Annotated in this window: 17 protein-coding genes; 14 read left to right on the top strand and 3 right to left on the bottom strand. The window is 35.0% G+C overall.

Annotated features, from left to right (window positions below):
* Positions 1 to 322 precede the first annotated feature (322 nt).
* A complete protein-coding gene (gene pdxR / locus KA845_RS00540; protein WP_002509394.1) occupies positions 323 to 1,696 on the bottom strand; it encodes a MocR-like pyridoxine biosynthesis transcription factor PdxR in 1,374 nt (457 codons plus the stop codon).
* A gap of 97 nt (positions 1,697 to 1,793) precedes the next feature.
* Between pdxR and pdxS the strand changes: the two genes are divergently transcribed.
* Both pdxS and pdxT read left to right on the top strand, forming a co-directional pair.
* A complete protein-coding gene (pdxS, locus tag KA845_RS00535; protein ID WP_002509395.1) occupies positions 1,794 to 2,681 on the top strand; it encodes a pyridoxal 5'-phosphate synthase lyase subunit PdxS in 888 nt (295 codons plus the stop codon).
* A gap of 1 nt (position 2,682) precedes the next feature.
* A complete protein-coding gene (pdxT, locus tag KA845_RS00530) occupies positions 2,683 to 3,258 on the top strand; it encodes a pyridoxal 5'-phosphate synthase glutaminase subunit PdxT (RefSeq protein ID WP_002509396.1) in 576 nt (191 codons plus the stop codon).
* Between the two features lie 114 nt (positions 3,259 to 3,372).
* Here pdxT and KA845_RS00525 read toward each other — a convergent pair whose 3' ends face one another.
* Both KA845_RS00525 and KA845_RS00520 read right to left on the bottom strand, forming a co-directional pair.
* A complete protein-coding gene (locus KA845_RS00525) occupies positions 3,373 to 3,561 on the bottom strand; it encodes a hypothetical protein (protein ID WP_002509397.1) in 189 nt (62 codons plus the stop codon).
* Positions 3,562 to 3,940: 379 nt separating this feature from the next.
* The gene (locus tag KA845_RS00520) at positions 3,941 to 5,155 is read right to left on the bottom strand and encodes a NupC/NupG family nucleoside CNT transporter (protein WP_167868138.1); all 1,215 of its coding nucleotides are present in this window, start codon (positions 5,153 to 5,155) and stop codon (positions 3,941 to 3,943) included.
* Between the two features lie 157 nt (positions 5,156 to 5,312).
* Between KA845_RS00520 and KA845_RS00515 the strand changes: the two genes are divergently transcribed.
* From KA845_RS00515 to KA845_RS00460, 12 genes are all read left to right on the top strand, one after another.
* Positions 5,313 to 5,774, top strand: a complete 462-nt coding sequence (locus tag KA845_RS00515; RefSeq protein ID WP_103388472.1) for a CtsR family transcriptional regulator — start codon at positions 5,313 to 5,315, stop codon at positions 5,772 to 5,774.
* Between the two features lie 18 nt (positions 5,775 to 5,792).
* A complete protein-coding gene (locus KA845_RS00510; RefSeq protein WP_103388471.1) occupies positions 5,793 to 6,350 on the top strand; it encodes a UvrB/UvrC motif-containing protein in 558 nt (185 codons plus the stop codon).
* Positions 6,343 to 7,353, top strand: a complete 1,011-nt coding sequence (locus KA845_RS00505) for a protein arginine kinase (RefSeq protein WP_002509401.1) — start codon at positions 6,343 to 6,345, stop codon at positions 7,351 to 7,353. Before KA845_RS00510 ends, KA845_RS00505 begins: the two co-directional genes overlap by 8 nt.
* 13 nt (positions 7,354 to 7,366) lie before the next feature.
* Positions 7,367 to 9,838 (top strand): ATP-dependent Clp protease ATP-binding subunit, encoded by a 2,472-nt coding sequence (locus KA845_RS00500; RefSeq protein WP_021459824.1) that lies wholly within the window; start codon positions 7,367 to 7,369, stop codon positions 9,836 to 9,838.
* A gap of 530 nt (positions 9,839 to 10,368) precedes the next feature.
* Entirely contained in the window at positions 10,369 to 11,736 is a 1,368-nt protein-coding gene (gene radA, locus KA845_RS00495) for a DNA repair protein RadA (RefSeq protein ID WP_002509403.1), read from the top strand.
* Positions 11,737 to 11,800: 64 nt separating this feature from the next.
* Positions 11,801 to 12,862 carry a PIN/TRAM domain-containing protein gene (locus tag KA845_RS00490; RefSeq protein ID WP_103388468.1) on the top strand — a complete coding sequence of 354 codons (1,062 nt, stop codon included), beginning with the start codon at positions 11,801 to 11,803 and terminating at the stop codon, positions 12,860 to 12,862.
* Between the two features lie 377 nt (positions 12,863 to 13,239).
* The gene (gene gltX / locus KA845_RS00485) at positions 13,240 to 14,697 is read left to right on the top strand and encodes a glutamate--tRNA ligase (protein ID WP_210127737.1); all 1,458 of its coding nucleotides are present in this window, start codon (positions 13,240 to 13,242) and stop codon (positions 14,695 to 14,697) included.
* Positions 14,698 to 14,997: 300 nt separating this feature from the next.
* Entirely contained in the window at positions 14,998 to 15,648 is a 651-nt protein-coding gene (cysE, locus tag KA845_RS00480) for a serine O-acetyltransferase (RefSeq protein ID WP_002509406.1), read from the top strand.
* On the top strand, positions 15,632 to 17,032 hold the full coding sequence (cysS, locus tag KA845_RS00475; protein ID WP_002509407.1) for a cysteine--tRNA ligase: 1,401 nt from the start codon (positions 15,632 to 15,634) through the stop codon (positions 17,030 to 17,032). Before cysE ends, cysS begins: the two co-directional genes overlap by 17 nt.
* A 40-nt stretch (positions 17,033 to 17,072) precedes the next feature.
* Positions 17,073 to 17,423, top strand: coding sequence for a Mini-ribonuclease 3 (locus KA845_RS00470; protein ID WP_082435643.1), 351 nt, complete (start codon positions 17,073 to 17,075; stop codon positions 17,421 to 17,423).
* A 4-nt stretch (positions 17,424 to 17,427) separates the two neighbouring features.
* Positions 17,428 to 18,174, top strand: a complete 747-nt coding sequence (gene rlmB / locus KA845_RS00465; RefSeq protein WP_002509409.1) for a 23S rRNA (guanosine(2251)-2'-O)-methyltransferase RlmB — start codon at positions 17,428 to 17,430, stop codon at positions 18,172 to 18,174.
* Entirely contained in the window at positions 18,174 to 18,701 is a 528-nt protein-coding gene (locus KA845_RS00460; protein WP_103388467.1) for an NYN domain-containing protein, read from the top strand. Before rlmB ends, KA845_RS00460 begins: the two co-directional genes overlap by 1 nt.
* The last annotated feature ends 61 nt before the right edge of the window (positions 18,702 to 18,762 follow it).

Raw genomic sequence — 18,762 nt, 5'->3', positions numbered from 1 at the left:
GCCGAAAGCCCTTAGCGCCGATGGTAGTGGTTAACATCCCGCTAGAGTAGGACGTTGCCAGGCAAATGTATACAATTGTTAAAACAATTGCATAAGTAGTACTAATGCATTACATGCAAAGTACTACTTTAGAGCCGAGACCGAGAGGTCTCTTTTTTTTATGTTGAAAAATATACAAACTAGACCGTAAGGTCTTTATTATAAAAGTAGAAAGTTACGAGGTAAAAAGGTATACAATTGCTGGAGCAATTGCATAAGTAGTACTAATGCATTGCATGCAAAGTACTACTTTAAATGCATTACATGTAAAGTACTACTAATCTTATTTTACAAAGGCATTAATCAATGCATCTGTATGACTTTGGAGTGCTGCTTTTGGTATACCTCCAAATCCAATGATAAATTTGGGTTGTGTCTCTTTTGGATTATATTGGTTCATTGGAACGACCTTTACTTGGTGATCAGACGCTTGTTTTAAGCATTCTTCTAATGTGCTACCGTTAGTAATAGTTAAGGTAAAATGCATTCCTGTTAATGCGCCTTCAATTTGTAATTGGTTTGCATAGGGTTTCAGTCGTTCTAAAATAAATTTGAGCTTATCACTATAAACAGTTCTCATTTTATTAAGGTGACGTTCAAAGCTGCCAGAGTGCATGAAATTCGCTACTAATTGTTGTAAATGCATTGGTACGGTATTACCTTCTTTGTACGGAAGTTGCTGATATCGTGTGAGTAATGGGTTAGGTAGAACGACATATGCAATTCGACAACTCGGATATAAAGATTTCGAGAAAGTACTAATATATATCACTTTATCTTTAGTATCTAGACTTTGTAAGGCCGGAATAGGTTTCCCGGAAAAACGAAACTCAGAATCATAATCATCTTCAATAATATAACGATTGTCATCTTTTTGAGCCCAATGAATCAGTTGGGTTCTTTTTTTTAGGTTCATGACATAACCAGTTGGAAACTGATGGGATGGCGTAACATAGGCAACATGATGCTTACTTTGTTTAAATGCGTCAATATCAATTCCAGTAGGTGTAACAGGAACTTGTAAATAAGGTATTTGTTTTTTATCCAACACTTGCTTAATTGGAGGATAACTAGGTTGTTCTATAATAAATGATTGATCATCTAAGATATCCGTTAATAAATTAATGAGTTGTTCAGTCGATGAACCGATAATAATTTGATTTGGATGGCTGGTCACGCCACGGCTATTAAATAAATAATGTGCTATTTCTTGTCTTAATTCTTTTAAGCCTTGTGAATCACGATGTTGTAGCAAAGCACGTTGATCATCTTCAAAGATATCACGCGCATGTCGTCTAAATTGTTGCATTGGAAAATATTCAGCGTCAATTTCTGCCATATTAAAAGCGTATTTGTGATGTATAGTCTCTTCGTTTTTTTCTTGATTATCGACATGGGGAGGTTGTGGTGTATCATTTTTATAAATAACAGGTAAAGATTCAATATCTGACACATAATAACCAGAACGCGGTTTAGCATAAATAAACCCTTCATCTAATAAAATTTGATAGGCATGTTCGATAGTAGTATTACTGACTGACAAATGTGCACCTAAAGCACGTTTAGAAGGGAATTTATCATCAGCATGATATTGACCTTCAATGATTTGTTGTTTTAAAGTTTCATAAAGATTGAGGTAAAGCGGTTGTTTCGGCATATGACTGACCCCTTAATTTTATTGAGAATTGTACCTTTTTAAATACCAGTTTATCTCTTAAAATGAATTTAATCAACTATGAAAAGGGGTAAGTAATATGTCAAAAATTACTGGATCAGATAGAGTAAAACGAGGAATGGCTGAAATGCAAAAAGGCGGCGTTATTATGGACGTTGTTAATGCAGAACAAGCTAGAATTGCTGAAGAAGCAGGCGCAGTTGCTGTAATGGCTTTAGAACGTGTGCCTTCTGATATTAGAGCTGCTGGTGGCGTAGCACGAATGGCTAATCCAAAAATTGTAGAAGAAGTAATGGAAGCAGTGTCTATCCCTGTAATGGCTAAAGCACGTATTGGTCATATTACAGAAGCACGTGTTTTAGAATCAATGGGCGTAGATTACATTGATGAATCTGAAGTGTTAACACCTGCAGATGAAGAATATCATTTATTAAAAGATCAATTCACAGTACCATTTGTTTGTGGTTGTCGTAACTTAGGAGAAGCAGCTCGCCGTATTGGTGAAGGTTCTGCGATGTTACGTACTAAAGGTGAACCAGGTACTGGTAATATAGTTGAAGCAGTTAGACATATTCGTCAAGTTAACTCAGAAGTAAGTCGTTTAACTGTAATGAATGATGATGAAATCATGACTGAAGCTAAAAATATTGGTGCACCATATGAAGTATTAAAATCAATTAAAGACAATGGACGTTTACCAGTTGTAAACTTTGCAGCGGGTGGTGTAGCAACACCTCAAGATGCTGCTTTAATGATGGAGTTAGGCGCTGATGGTGTCTTTGTTGGTTCAGGTATTTTTAAATCAGAAGACCCTGAAAAATTCGCAAAAGCCATTGTTCAAGCGACAACACATTATCAAGATTATGAATTAATTGGTCGTTTATCAAAAGAGCTAGGTACTGCTATGAAAGGTTTAGATATAAATCAACTTTCTTTAGAAGAACGTATGCAAGAGCGTGGTTGGTAATATGAAAATTGGCGTACTGGCATTACAAGGTGCAGTTAGAGAACATATTCGTCACATCGAACTGAGTGGACATGAAGGTGTAGCCATAAAACGTGTAGATCAATTAGATGAGATAGACGGTTTAATACTACCTGGTGGTGAGTCGACAACATTGCGTCGCCTAATGGACTTGTATGGATTTAAAGAAGCACTACAACAATCAACATTGCCAATGTTTGGTACTTGTGCAGGTTTAATTGTCTTAGCTAACGATATTGTTGGTGAAAGTGGTTATTTAAATAAGTTGAACATTTCAGTACAACGTAATTCATTTGGGCGTCAGGTAGATAGCTTTGAAGCTGAATTGGATATTCGTGGGATTGCTAAAGATATTGAGGGTGTGTTTATTCGAGCACCACATATTGAATCAGTGCAAGCAGGCGTAAACGTACTGTGTACAGTAGGTGAGAAAATTGTAGCGGTACAAGAAGGGCAGTATTTAGGAGTATCTTTCCATCCAGAATTGACGGATGATTACCGAGTAACACAATATTTCATTGACCGTATTGTGCAAGGACAACAAACACACCAAGTATGACAAAATGTATTTAAGCCCATACAAAACTTTATATCATAGTGAAATAACATGTTAGAAGAGTATAAATAAAAAAGGACCTAGAACATTGCAATATGTTCTAGGTCCTTATATTTTTTATGCTGCTGAATATTTTTTATAAAGAACAAATGATGTCGTAGCTCCTGCAACTAATACAGATGTTAAAGATGCCACTTGTTTAATTATTTTCTTTTTACGTTTGGATGAAAATTCCAATTCCCTTTGTACTTGAATTTCAAAATCTTCTCGTGAATCAAAATTAATTACGTCATGAGCCATTTTCATGGAACATCTCCCCTTAATATATAATAATCAGTGCAGTATTTGAGTATTGTGTCAATTTAAAGTATTAATTGTAGTGCTTAATAACTATAAAACAAAAGTGAAAGTACACGAACTATAGCTGTAAGTTAGAGTGTTACATTGTATAAATTGTGTTACTTCCTTTGAATTAAAATTTGATACTGCACTTCTTGTTCATAGGTATGAATAAATGCACCTACTTATTGAATGATACATGTTTAGATGTAAATTTACAAGTGGCAACATTTTAATATGCTACACCTATTTAAAATGAAAACACACTCAACGATATTAGGCGATGAGTGTGTTTGTTAGGTTTGTTGTTGTAAAAAATTGATTTAAGCTATTTTAAATTGTATCACTAAATAAAGAAGCCTGCGATTGCTGATGAAATGAATGAAACTAATGTAGCACCTAATAATAATTTCAAACCAAAGCGGGCTACCATGTCACCTTTTTCGTTATTTAATGATTTAATTGCACCGGAAATAATTCCGATTGAACTGAAGTTGGCGAAAGATACTAAGAAAACTGAAACGATACCTTTAGCATGCTCACTCATACCTTTAACTTCACTTAAACTTTGCATCGCAACAAATTCATTGGATAGTAGTTTTGTTGCCATAACAGAACCAGATTGTACTGCATCGCTCCAAGGAATACCAGCTAAAAATGCAAATGGCGCAAAGATAAAACCGATAATTGTTTGGAAGTCCCAATCAATTTGTCCACCTGACAAGCCTGAGAAGATACCGGCAACAAGTCCGTTAAGTAAAGCGATTATAGCAATGTACCCTATTAACATTGCACCAACGATTACAGCAACTTTAAATCCGTCTAAGATGTATTCTCCCAATACTTCAAAGAATGACTGTTTTGAAGCTTCACTTTCTTGCACAATTAATTTATCTTCTTTTTCATCCACACGATATGGATTGATGATAGAAGCGATAATAAAACCACCGAATAAGTTTAAGACTACTGCAGTAACAACGTATTTAGGTTCGATTAATGCAAAGTACGCACCAATGATAGACGCTGATACTGTAGACATAGCAGAAGCTGTTAATGTATATAAACGTTGTTTAGGTATGTATGCTAATTCTTTTTTTAGTGATATAAAAACTTCTGATTGTCCCAAAATAGCAGCGGCAACTGCGTTGTATGATTCTAATCGTCCCATGCCATTGATTTTAGAAATAAGAAATCCTAAAACATTAATAATCCATGGTAAAATTTTTGTATATTGTAAGATACCAATTAATGCTGAAATAAACACAATAGGTAATAAAACATTAAAGAAGAATGGAGGGTTTTCAGGATCTATATATTCAAATCCTCCAAATACAAAATTTACCCCTTCTGCTGCTTGTGCTAATAGATAATTAAAACCATTTGAAATACCACTAATAACAGTAATACCAAATTTTGTTTTAAGTAAGATAAAAGCAAAAACTAACTGTATTCCAAGTAACAAACCGACATAATTCCAACGTATATTTTTTCTGTCTGAGCTAAACACAACGGCAAGTGCTAAAAATACTACGATACCAATTAAGCCAATAATAATATGCATATTGTTTTTCATCCCTTTAATTTTTTCTTAATATCTATAATACAATAAAAGTTATATAAGTAACATGGATTTTTTAAATTTTTAAATCATATTGGTTGAAAAAGGTCAAAGTTGGTCATATAATATAGTCAAAGAAGGTCAAAAAGAGGTGATAATCATGCACAATATGTCTGACATCATAGAGCAATACATTAAAAAGTTATTTGAAGACTCCAATGAAGATGCTGTAGAAATTCAGCGTGCACATGTAGCACAGCAATTTGATTGTGTGCCTTCGCAGCTCAATTATGTAATTAAAACACGTTTTACGAATAAACATGGTTATGAAATTGAAAGTAAACGAGGTGGCGGAGGCTATATTCGAATCACAAAAATTGAAAATAATGACGCAAGCGGATATATTAATCATCTACTCCAAATTATTGGTCCTTCAATATCTCAACAACAAGCGTACTATATTGTAGATGGCTTATTAGAAAAAGGTTATATTAGCGATAGAGAAGCTAAAATGATTAATGCAGTAGTAGATAGAGAAACATTAAAAATGGATGTAGTAGCACGTGATATTATTAGAGCTAATATTATGAAAAGACTATTACCGATCATAAATTATTATTAAAAGAGCGAGGTGATTACCGTGTTGTGTGAGAATTGTCATTTAAATGAAGCCGAAGTTAAGGTAGCAGTAAAAGGAAAAGACGGTATTCAAGAAAAATGGGTATGTACCACTTGCGCTAAAGGGAACAACCCTTGGACACAAGATAGTCAAGTAGAACAACAAGATGATATAGAAGGTGCCTTTGTTGTAAAACAAATATTACAACACTTAGCAGCTAAACACGGTATCAATTTTGATGAAATTACGATTAAAGAAGCTAAACGTTGTCCAACATGTCAAATGTCTTTACGTGATATCGCACATGTAGGTAAGTTTGGCTGTGCACAATGTTACGATACATTTAAAGAAGATATTGTAGATATTGTAAGACGTGTGCAAGGGGGTCAATTTGAACACACAGGTAAAACACCTCATTCGTCCCATAAAAAATTAGCGTTAAAAAAACAAATAGAAGAAAAAAACAACTATTTAACACATCTAATTGAAGAGCAAAACTTTGAAGAAGCTGCTGTTGTCAGAGATGAAATCACAGCATTAAAAGCAGACAGAGATAGCGAGGTGTCACGTGATGAGTAATAAAGACTTAAATGCACATATGAGTGAGTGGATGCGTGAAGGTACTGAATCACCAGTCATTATGTCATCGAGGATTAGGTTGGCACGAAATTTGGAAAATCACGTACACCCGTTAATGTTTCCATCTGAACAAGAAGGTTATAGAGTAGTTAATGAAGTTCAAGATGCGCTTCCCGAGTTAGCAGTGCAACATTTAGATCAAATGGATCAGCGCAGTAAATTTAAACTCGTTGCGAAACATCTTATTAGCCCTGAATTAATTAAACAACCAGCGGCAGCAGTATTATTAAATGAAGATGAATCATTAAGTTTAATGGTGAATGAAGAAGATCACTTACGTATTCAAGCAATGGGTAATGATTTATCACTACAATCATTGTTTGAAAAAGCTTCACAAATTGATGATCAGCTAGATGCTAAGTTGGACATCAGCTTTGATGAAAACTTAGGTTATTTAACAACATGTCCGACGAATATTGGTACAGGGATGCGTGCTAGCGTGATGCTACACTTACCTGGGTTATCCATTATGAAAAGGATGAACCGCATTGCACAGACTATTAATCGCTTTGGATTTACAATGCGTGGAATATATGGTGAAGGTTCACAAGTATATGGTCACATCTATCAAGTATCTAACCAATTAACGTTAGGTAAAACAGAAGCGGAAATTATCGATAGTTTAACTGAAGTAGTACAACAAATTATTAATGAAGAATTGCAAATTAGAGAACAGTTAAATCGTCATAATTACGTTGAAACACAAGATAGAGTATATCGTTCGTTAGGAATCTTAAAGTATAGTAGACTGATATCAATGGAAGAAGCTTCGTTTAGATTAAGTGAAGTTAAATTAGGCTTAGATTTAGGATATATCACATTAGAAGATTTTAAGTTCAATGAGCTGATGATTGCCATTCAATCACCATTTTTAATAGATGATGAAGATGAAAAATCAGTGAATGAAAAAAGAGCTGATATCTTGAGAACATATATAAAATAGGAGGTCTCGTTTTATGTTATTTGGTAGATTAACTGAACGTGCGCAACGCGTATTAGCACATGCACAAGAAGAAGCAATCCGTTTAAATCATTCAAATATAGGTACAGAGCATTTACTCTTAGGTTTAATGAAAGAACCAGAAGGTATTGCAGCAAAAGTGCTAGAATCATTCGAAATCACTGAAGAAAAAGTAGTCGAAGAAGTGGAAAAACTTATTGGACATGGTCAAGAACAAATGGGCGCACTCCATTATACGCCACGAGCTAAAAAAGTCATCGAATTATCTATGGATGAGGCGCGTAAGTTACACCATAACTTTGTAGGTACAGAGCACATCTTATTAGGACTTATTCGTGAAAATGAAGGCGTTGCAGCGCGTGTATTTGCAAACTTAGACTTAAATATAACTAAAGCACGTGCACAAGTAGTGAAAGCTTTAGGTAGTCCAGAAATGAATAATAAAAATGCACAAGCTAATAAATCTAATAACACACCAACATTAGACAGTTTAGCGAGAGACTTAACTGTTATTGCTAAAGACGGTACTTTAGACCCTGTCATTGGTAGAGATCAAGAAATTACACGAGTGATTGAAGTATTAAGTAGACGTACTAAAAATAATCCAGTGCTTATTGGTGAGCCAGGTGTTGGTAAGACTGCAATTGCTGAAGGGTTAGCACAAGCAATCGTTAACAATGAAGTACCTGAAACATTGAAAAATAAACGTGTCATGTCATTAGACATGGGTACGGTAGTTGCTGGTACTAAATACCGTGGTGAATTTGAAGAGCGCTTGAAAAAAGTTATGGAAGAAATTCACCAAGCAGGTAATGTTGTTCTATTCATTGATGAGTTACACACACTTGTAGGTGCAGGTGGCGCAGAAGGTGCTATCGATGCATCCAACATCTTGAAACCTGCTTTAGCTAGAGGCGAATTACAATGTATTGGTGCAACTACATTGGATGAATATCGTAAAAACATCGAAAAAGATGCAGCATTAGAACGTCGTTTCCAACCTGTACAAGTAGATGAACCAACAGTAGAAGATACTGTAGAAATCTTAAAAGGATTACGTGATCGTTATGAAGCGCATCACCGCATCAACATTTCAGACCAAGCAGTTGAAGCTGCAGTACAATTAAGTAATCGTTATGTTTCAGATCGTTTCTTACCAGATAAAGCGATTGATTTAATAGATGAAGCAAGTTCAAAAGTACGACTCAAAAGTCATACAACACCACCAAATTTAAAAGAGATTGAACAACATATTGAACAAGTGAAAAATGAAAAAGATGCAGCTGTACATGCTCAAGAATTTGAAAATGCAGCTAATTTACGAGATAAACAAACAAAATTAGAAAAACAATATGAAGAAGCAACAAATAACTGGAAAAATGCTCAAAATGGCGAAAACACAGCATTATCAGAAGAAGATATTGCAGAAGTTATCGCTGGTTGGACAGGTATTCCATTAACTAAAATTAACGAAACAGAATCACAACGCTTACTCAACTTAGAAGATACGTTACACGACAGAGTTATCGGCCAAAAAGAAGCGGTTAACTCTATCAGTAAAGCAGTAAGACGTGCCAGAGCAGGCTTGAAAGATCCTAAACGTCCAATCGGTAGCTTTATTTTCTTAGGACCTACAGGTGTAGGTAAAACAGAATTAGCACGTGCATTAGCTGAGTCAATGTTTGGTGAAGAAGACGCAATGATTCGTGTTGATATGAGTGAATTCATGGAGAAACATGCTGTGAGTCGTTTAGTCGGAGCACCTCCAGGCTATGTTGGTCACGACGATGGTGGACAATTAACAGAAAAGGTTAGACGTAAGCCATATTCTGTTATTTTATTTGATGAAATTGAAAAAGCACATCCAGATGTCTTTAACATTTTATTACAAGTCCTTGATGATGGACATTTAACAGATACTAAAGGTCGTCGCGTAGATTTCCGTAATACTGTAATTATTATGACTTCAAACGTTGGAGCTCAAGAATTACAAGATCAGAAATTCGCTGGCTTTGGCGGTGCAGAAGAAGGACAAGATTATGAAACAATTCGTAAAACAATGTTGAAAGAATTGAAAAATGCCTTCCGTCCAGAATTCTTAAACCGTGTCGATGACATTATCGTCTTCCACAAATTGGATAAAGATGAATTGAAAGAAATTGTAACAATGATGGTTAATAAACTAACAGAACGTCTGTCAGAACAAGATATTAGCATCAGTGTTACTGATACAGCGAAGGAAAAAATTGCTGAAGAAGGCTATGATCCAGAATATGGTGCTAGACCATTAATCAGAGCTATTCAAAAAACGGTCGAAGATAACTTAAGTGAATTAATTTTAGATGGTAACAAAATCGAAGGTAAAGACGTAGTTATTGATCATGATGGTAAAGAATTTAAGTATGATATCAAAGATCGTGTAAATGAAACAGAAGAACAAGAACAAACAGAAACAACAGAATCTTAAGAGAATTCCGTGTGTAAGTTTGAAGGCTGGGACAAATTAATTATGTCTCAGCCTAATTTTATATTGCCAGTAGATGACTAAACATGCGTTTCAAATCATGCGTGTTTCAATCCGAGTCATCATTGTTGAGGTAGGGCGACGAAATCTTTTTAATAAAATTAGATTTCTGTCCTACTTCTTTTTTATGTAAACGATGATGTAAGGCTCTTAATTGAGATACTTAGTTAATCTTGCGTTTGCTTACTTTAGTATTCAGCACACTGATTTACCTATAATTGAGATACTATTTAGGCATAATAATAGTGTCTCAATTTATGACAGAATATGATAAAGTAGTAAAATGTGTAAGCGTAACATTGAATAGGAAATGTCATATTAATAACTGTTAGCTTTAAGAAATAATCAATGTAGGATTGACTAGTAAGTTAGATACGGTGATATAAGCCCTATGAATCACTTAATATTTTAATTGTTTTTACAGCAACAGAGGTATAGAATAGATTTGTTCAAGTAAAGTTGGAGGTGCAAATTTGGCCAAAAAGAAAGTGATATTTGAATGTATGGCTTGTGGCTATCAGTCTCCGAAATGGATGGGGAAATGTCCAAGTTGTGGTGCGTGGAACCAAATGGAGGAGAGTATAGAGCAACAAGCTTCAAGCCCAAAACATGGAGTGAGAAGTAAAGATACTGCATCGAAAGTGCAGAAACTTAATGAAGTAAATAATGAAACAGCACCTAGAATAGAAAGTAAATCTGCAGAGTTTAACAGAGTATTGGGTGGTGGCATAGTTAGTGGATCGTTAGTGCTCATTGGCGGTGATCCCGGAATTGGGAAATCAACGTTACTGTTACAAATATGTGCAGCGTTATCACAAAGCCACAATGTGCTCTATATTACGGGAGAAGAATCATTAAATCAAACTAAGTTACGAGCTGAACGTTTAGATGAAGACTCAAGTCATTTAAACGTATTCGCTGAAACAGATTTAGAAATTATTCATGATACTGTAAAAAAAATGAAACCTGATTTAATCGTTGTAGATTCGATCCAAACGATATTCCATCCTGAAATTAGTTCTGCACCTGGCTCTGTGTCACAAGTGAGAGAGAGTACGCAAAGTTTAATGAACATTGCTAAACAAATGAATATTGCGACCTTTATCGTAGGACATGTAACTAAAGAAGGCCAAATTGCTGGGCCGCGGTTGTTAGAACATATGGTAGATACAGTGTTGTATTTTGAAGGTGATGAACATCATGCCTATCGTATTTTACGTGCGGTCAAAAACCGTTTTGGTTCAACCAATGAAATGGGAATTTTTGAAATGAAACAAAGCGGACTAAAAGGTGTCAAAAACCCTTCAGAGATGTTTTTAGAAGAGCGTTCGACGAATGTGCCAGGTTCAACTATTGTATCAACGATGGAAGGGACAAGACCACTATTGATTGAAGTACAAGCATTAGTTACACCAACGACCTTTAATAACCCGAGACGTATGGCGACAGGTATTGATCATAATAGGCTTAGTTTATTGATGGCAGTGTTAGAGAAAAAAGAGAATTTTTTATTACAACAACAAGATGCATATATTAAAGTTGCTGGTGGTGTACGTCTAACAGAACCTGCTGTTGACTTAGGAATTATAATGGCTACGGCTTCTAGTTTTAAAGATTTAGCTGTTGATGGTCTCGATTGTTTCATCGGAGAAGTTGGACTTACTGGTGAAGTACGTCGTGTATCCAGAATCGAACAACGTGTACAAGAAGCTGCAAAGCTTGGTTTTAAAAGGGTTGTTATCCCTGAAACAAATATTGGAGGCTGGACTTTCCCTGATAATATTCAAGTTATCGGTGTTTCTAGCGTTCATGATGCATTAAAATATGCATTGAAACAATAAATATAAATAAGGAAAATGAATAGTACTGCCACCGATATGTAGTCACTATGGAAAGGAAGTATTATTGAATATGATAAGAGTCATTGTAATCTTGTGCTATGTCATATTAGGTGCAAGTTTGGGCGTCTATTTTATACCAGAAATTATAAATGATACAGGACTAAGTCATTATCCACTATTAAAAAATAGTTATTTTACTGGTCTATTAGGCATAGTTATTTTCTTCCTTTTGTTTGGGTGGTTTATACGAAAAATCGCCTTAGGCTTAAGAGAAGTTGAGCAAACGATTATGCGTCAAAGTGCAATTGAAATCTTATTTGCCACAATTGGTCTAATGATAGGACTATTAATTTCAGTTATGATTTCTTTTATTTTCCAAATAATTGGTAATAATGTATTAAATCATTTTGTACCGATTATTATTACTATTATATTAGGTTATCTTGGTTTCCAATTTGGCTTGAAAAAACGAGATGAAATGTTGTTGTTTTTACCTGAAAACATGGCGCGTTCGATGTCTATTAATGCTAGAAATGCAGTACCTAAAATTATTGATACGAGTGCCATTATCGATGGTCGTATTGTTGATATTATAAAATGTGGTTTTATTGACGGTGAAATATTAATACCACAAGGCGTTATAAATGAGTTGCAAATTATTGCTGATGCCAATGATAGTGTGAAACGAGAAAAAGGACAACGTGGATTAGATATATTAAATGAACTTTATGATACGGATCATCCGACACGCATCATCCATCCTACAAAATCACATAGTGATATTGATGCAATGCTCATTAAATTAGCTCAACATTATAGGGGTCATATTATCACGACTGATTTTAATTTGAACAAAGTATGTCATGTGCAAGGGATACAGGCATTAAATGTGAATGACTTATCTGAAGCAATTAAGCCAACTGTCCATCAAGGTGACCGTTTTAACTTATTATTAACGAAAATGGGCAAAGAAAGTGGACAAGCTGTAGGTTACTTAGATGACGGTACGATGGTCGTAGTAGACAATGCCAAAAAGCATATTGGAGAACATATTGATTTAGAAGTGATTAGCTTATTACAAACTTCATCAGGTCGTATTATTTTCGCCAAAAAAATTAGTGCATAATAAATTATAATCTATGTAATGCCATGTAATTGATAGGGTGTTACATAGATTTTTTAATACATAGATATAGGCATGGTGTTATCAATTTATACTGTATCGTGCTACAATAGATAGCGAAAAATGCCTTTAGCTATGTATTGGCGAAGTAAGCTATTACTTCGATAATTATCTATAAATTAGAAAAAAGTGATAAGCAAAATATGCTGAGCTATGGTATTATTAATTAGAAAATATAACAAAGCATATTCATAGTTAATGGTGTGGGTATAGGTATAACAAGTATAAGTTGTTACAGCATGTTTCAACTTTTTTGATGTGCCGTCAATACGCACGCATGTTAATTGATAATATTAAAATGGTAAACAGGAGTGAATATAATGAGTGATCGCGTAAGAGTTAGATATGCCCCTAGTCCAACGGGCTATTTGCATATAGGTAACGCTAGAACAGCTTTATTTAACTATTTATTTGCAAAACATTATGATGGAGACTTTATTATTCGTATTGAAGATACAGATAGTAAACGTAATTTAGAAGATGGCGAATCTTCTCAATTTGATAACTTAAAATGGTTAGGCATTGACTGGGATGAATCAGTAGATAAAGATAAAGGCTATGGACCATACCGCCAATCAGAGCGTGCAGAAATTTATAATCCATTAATTCAACAATTATTAGACGAAGACAAAGCATATAAATGTTATATGACTGAAGAAGAATTAGAAGCTGAACGTGAAGAACAGATAGCAAACAATGAAATGCCACGTTACGGTGGAAAACACGCACATTTAACTGAAGAAGAAAGACAACAATTTGAAGCGGAAGGTCGTAAACCATCAATTCGTTTCAGAGTACCTAAAGGTACAACATTTAAGTTTGATGATATGGTTAAAGGTGAAATTTCATTTGATTCCAATAATATAGGTGACTGGGTTATTGTGAAGAAAGATGGCGTGCCAACTTATAACTTTGCAGTAGCAGTTGATGACCATTACATGGAAATTTCAGATGTTATTCGTGGCGATGACCACATTTCTAATACACCAAAACAAATTATGATTTATGAAACATTTGGTTGGGAAGTACCACGTTTTGCGCACATGTCATTAATAGTTAATGAAGAACGTAAAAAATTAAGTAAGCGTGATGGTAAAATTTTACAATTTATCGAACAATATCGTGATTTAGGTTATTTACCAGAAGCGTTATTTAACTTTATTACTTTGCTAGGTTGGTCACCAGAGGGCGAGGAAGAAATTTATTCTAAAGAAGAATTTATTAAGATTTTTGATGAACAACGTTTATCTAAATCACCTGCCTTCTTTGATAAACACAAATTAGCTTGGGTAAACAACCAATATATGAAGCAAAAAGATACTGAAACAGTATTTGAATTAGCTTTACCTCATTTAATTAAAGCTAACTTATTACCAGAACAACCAACAGAAGCGGACCTAGATTGGGGACGTAAATTAGTAGCGTTATATCAAAAAGAAATGAGTTACGCTGGAGAAATTGTTCCGTTATCTGAAATATTCTTCCGTGATGAGCAAGCACTAGGCGATGATGAACAAGAAATCATTGCTGGAGAACAAGTGCCAGAATTGATGGAACATTTATATAGCAAATTAGAAGCGTTAGAAGTCTTTGAAGCGACAGAAATTAAAAAAACAATTAAAGAAGTACAAAAAGAGACTGGAATTAAAGGTAAGCAATTATTTATGCCGATTCGTGTTGCGGTTACTGGGCAAATGCATGGACCGGAATTACCTAATACAATTGAAGTATTAGGTAAAGATAAAGTGTTAACAAGATTACAACATTACGTAAAATAAATCTGTGGCACTTAGAAACTTGAAATACAGTACGAGAACCCCTATGATAAGAATTGACAATGCAAAGGATTAGTAAGTAGTAAAAGTGTTCAGAGAGTGTACGGGAGCTGCGAGTACATCACTAATACTATGGAATGCACCTTTGTTGCTAACAATTAAATGATGTAAATGAGTGTATATAAGTGCAATTTTGGGATGAAATATCAAAATTAAACTTATATATAAAGAAGAGTGGGACCGTGCCAAAGCACCTCTAGCATATTGTGTTAGAGGTGCTTTTTTAGTAGGGAGGAAAAAATCTTGTTTAAAGTTTTAAAAAGAGTAAAAGATGATATAAATATGGTTTTTGAACAAGACCCAGCAGCAAAAACGACGTTTGAAGTTGTGACATCATACGCAGGTTTACATGCTGTATGGAGTCATCTCATTGCGCACACATTATATAAAAAGGAAAAATATGTTCTTGCAAGATTAATATCACAAATTACGCGGTTTTTTACTGGTATAGAAATACATCCAGGTGCAAAGATAGGGAGACGTTTATTTATCGATCACGGCATGGGAGTAGTAATTGGTGAGACATGTCGAATTGGAGATAATGTAACTATATATCAAGGTGTGACACTAGGCGGAACTGGAAAAGAGAAAGGCAAAAGACATCCAGACATTGGAGATAACGTACTGATTGCAGCGGGAGCTAAAGTACTAGGTAATATTGAAATTCATTCAGATGTAAATATTGGTGCTAATTCTGTAGTACTAACTTCTGTGCCAAGTTTTTCAACTGTAGTAGGTATACCAGGGCATATAGTAAAACAAGATGGTAAACGTATCGGTAAAACATTCGATCATTTAAATTTACCTGACCCGATTTATGAGCAAATGAAAGAGTTAGAGAAACAACTTGAAAAAACAAGAAATGGAGAGATTCAAGATGATTACATTATATAATACATTAACACGCCAAAAGGAGACTTTTGAGCCTCTTGAACCGGGTAAAGTGAAGATGTATGTATGTGGACCTACAGTTTATAACTATATTCATATAGGGAATGCTCGACCAGCAATTAACTATGATGTAGTACGCAGATACCTTGAATACAAAGGTTATGAGGTAGAATATGTATCTAACTTTACCGATGTAGACGATAAACTCATTAAACGTTCAAACGAATTGAACGAATCAGTACAGTCGATTGCTGATCGCTATATTGAAGCATTTTATGAAGATACGTCAGCATTGAATGTTAAGAAAGCAACGTCGAATCCACGTGTTATGAATCATATGGATGACATTATTCAATTTATTCAAGAATTAGTTGATGAAGGTTATGCTTATGTCAGTGGTGGCGATGTTTATTTTAGAACACGTAAGTTTGAAGATTATGGTAAATTAAGTCATCAATCACTCAATGATTTAAAAGTAGGTGCTCGTATTGAGCAAGGTGAACAGAAAGAAGATGCACTTGATTTTACATTGTGGAAACAAGCAAAACCCGGTGAAATTAGTTGGGAGAGTCCATTTGGAGAGGGACGTCCAGGTTGGCATATCGAATGTTCTGTAATGGCATATAAAGAATTAGGTGCCACAATTGATATTCATGCTGGTGGGACAGATTTACAATTCCCACACCATGAAAATGAAATTGCGCAATCAGAAGCACACAACCATGCACCATTTGCGAATTATTGGATGCATAATGGTTTTATTAACATTGATAATGAAAAAATGAGTAAATCGTTAGGTAACTTTGTGTTAGTACATGACATTATTAAAGAAATTGATCCTGACGTATTACGTTTCTTCATGATTAGCGTACATTATCGTAGCCCAATTAATTACAATATGGAACTTGTTAATGCAGCTAGAAGTGGATTAGAGCGTATACGTAATAGTTATAATGCTGTGTTAGAGCGTGCAGCAATTGCTACAGATATAACAGATCAAAGTGACTATTTAGAGCAAATTGATAGCATATTAACACAATTTGAAACTGTAATGAATGACGATTTTAATACCGCGAATGCTATCACGGCATGGTACGATTTAGTTAAATTAGCAAATAAATTTGTATTGGAAAATACCACTTCACTGGCGGTACTAGAACGTTTTAAAGAAGTGTTCCATATCTTTAGCGATGTGTTAGGCGTGCCATTAGAAGGTGCTTCAACTGATGAATTATTAGATGAAGATGTTGAAGCATTAATAGCAGAACGTGATGCTGCTAGAAAAAATAAAGATTTCGCACGCGCAGACGAAATTCGTGATGACTTAAAAGCACAAAATATTATACTTGAAGATACGCCTCAAGGTGTGAGGTTTAAACGTGGCTAATACTAATCCTAAACTTTTGAACCCATTGACATTAGCGTATATGGGAGATGCTGTGTTAGATCAACACATTAGAACCTATATCGTTTTGAAATTACAAAGTAAGCCCAATCGTTTACATCAGGTGGCAAAACAATATGTTTCTGCTAAAAGCCAAGCACAAACACTAGAATATTTGATTGAGAACACTTGGTTTACAGATGAAGAATTAGAAATAGTACGTCGTGGACGCAATGCTAAAAGTTATACTAAAGCTAAAAATACAGATATACAAACATATAAGAAAAGTTCAGGCTTGGAAGCAGTCATTGGCTTTTTATATTTAGACACACAAGAAGAGCGTCTGACAGCATTATTAGAGGCAATTGTAGAAAGTGTAAATGAAAGGGAGTGACATGTTGGAAGATATCGTTATCGTCGGTCGACATGCGGTAAAAGAAGCTATTACCAGTGGCCATACAATTAATAAAATTTTAATTCAAGATGGAATTAGAAAACAACAAATCAATGAGATATTAAAAAAAGCTAAAAACGAGAAAATCATTGTACAAACCGTTCCTAAATCTAAGATAGACGGTTTGTCAGAATCACCACACCAAGGTGTCGCTGCATTAGTAGCGCCTTATGAGTATACTGATTTTAATGACTTTATAGCGCAACAAGACAACAAAGATACTTTAGCCACAGTGTTGATTTTAGATGGGTTAGAAGATCCACATAATTTAGGATCGATTATTCGTACGGCTGACGCTTCGGGTGTAGATGGGATTATTATACCTAAACGTCGTTCCGTTGCTCTAACACAAACAGTTGTAAAAGCAAGTACAGGTGCTATCCAACATGTGCCGATTATGCGCGTGACAAACTTAGCACAAACGATCGAGTCGTTAAAGGAACATGGCTATTGGGTAGCAGGAGCGGAAGCAGATAACGCAACCGATTATCGTGAGTTGGATGCTGGCATGCCACTTGCGTTAGTTATCGGTAGTGAAGGCCAAGGTATGAGTAGATTAGTGAAAGATAAATGTGATTTTTATATCAAGATTCCTATGGTTGGACACGTCAATAGTTTGAATGCATCTGTAGCAGCAAGTTTACTGATGTACGAAGTTTATCGTAAACGGAATCAGATTGGAGATGCATAATGAAGGAAAGGTACTTAATCATAGATGGATATAATATGATTGGCCAATCTAAAACGTTAAGCAAACTCGCACAGGAAAATCTAGAAGAGGCTCGTGAACAATTATTGATTGCTATTGCAAACTTCAGTGCGGTTGTTGCTGATGAAGTCATTTGTGTATTTGATGCTTACGACCAATCTGGTTTGCACTCTGAGTATGAGTATCATGGTGTTAAAACAGTGTTTACGAAAGAAAAGGAAACAGCTGATAGCTACATCGAAAAGTATGTTTACGATTTGTATAATAAACATACGACACATATTACAGTAGTAACGAGTGACATGAGTGAACAACATGCAATCTTTGGCACAGGCGCCTATCGCATCTCATCGAGAGAAATGTGGCGCGATTTAGAAGAAAACGAAACGACTATTTCTAAGTCATTAGATGGCTTCAATGAAACTAAACCAAGAACACGTATCCCATTATCAAATGAGATATTGCAAGAATTCGAAAAAATTAGGCGTGGTAACCACAAGAAAGACTAATTTTGCCCTCTTGCTTTTTAGTGATCTCGCTTTGTATGATATGAATATTCTAACGGAAAGG

Source organism: Staphylococcus sp. GDX8P114P-2, from assembly GCF_017892945.1.
In the GTDB taxonomy this organism is placed as follows: Bacteria; Bacillota; Bacilli; order Staphylococcales; family Staphylococcaceae; genus Staphylococcus; species Staphylococcus arlettae.
The sequence above is the reverse complement of the archived record's forward strand: the minus strand, read 5'-3'. Positions and strand labels throughout refer to the sequence as shown.

What these genes read in the sequence shown, in the direction of transcription:
- pdxR (WP_002509394.1), bottom strand. Translation starts at nt 1,696, where the DNA reads ATGCCGAAACAACCGCTTTACCTCAATCTTTATGAAACTTTAAAACAA.
- pdxS (WP_002509395.1), top strand. Translation starts at nt 1,794, where the DNA reads ATGTCAAAAATTACTGGATCAGATAGAGTAAAACGAGGAATGGCTGAA.
- pdxT (WP_002509396.1), top strand. Translation starts at nt 2,683, where the DNA reads ATGAAAATTGGCGTACTGGCATTACAAGGTGCAGTTAGAGAACATATT.
- KA845_RS00525 (WP_002509397.1), bottom strand. Translation starts at nt 3,561, where the DNA reads ATGAAAATGGCTCATGACGTAATTAATTTTGATTCACGAGAAGATTTT.
- KA845_RS00520 (WP_167868138.1), bottom strand. Translation starts at nt 5,155, where the DNA reads ATGCATATTATTATTGGCTTAATTGGTATCGTAGTATTTTTAGCACTT.
- KA845_RS00515 (WP_103388472.1), top strand. Translation starts at nt 5,313, where the DNA reads ATGCACAATATGTCTGACATCATAGAGCAATACATTAAAAAGTTATTT.
- KA845_RS00505 (WP_002509401.1), top strand. Translation starts at nt 6,343, where the DNA reads ATGAGTAATAAAGACTTAAATGCACATATGAGTGAGTGGATGCGTGAA.
- KA845_RS00500 (WP_021459824.1), top strand. Translation starts at nt 7,367, where the DNA reads ATGTTATTTGGTAGATTAACTGAACGTGCGCAACGCGTATTAGCACAT.
- gltX (WP_210127737.1), top strand. Translation starts at nt 13,240, where the DNA reads ATGAGTGATCGCGTAAGAGTTAGATATGCCCCTAGTCCAACGGGCTAT.
- cysS (WP_002509407.1), top strand. Translation starts at nt 15,632, where the DNA reads ATGATTACATTATATAATACATTAACACGCCAAAAGGAGACTTTTGAG.
- KA845_RS00470 (WP_082435643.1), top strand. Translation starts at nt 17,073, where the DNA reads ATGGGAGATGCTGTGTTAGATCAACACATTAGAACCTATATCGTTTTG.
- KA845_RS00460 (WP_103388467.1), top strand. Translation starts at nt 18,174, where the DNA reads ATGAAGGAAAGGTACTTAATCATAGATGGATATAATATGATTGGCCAA.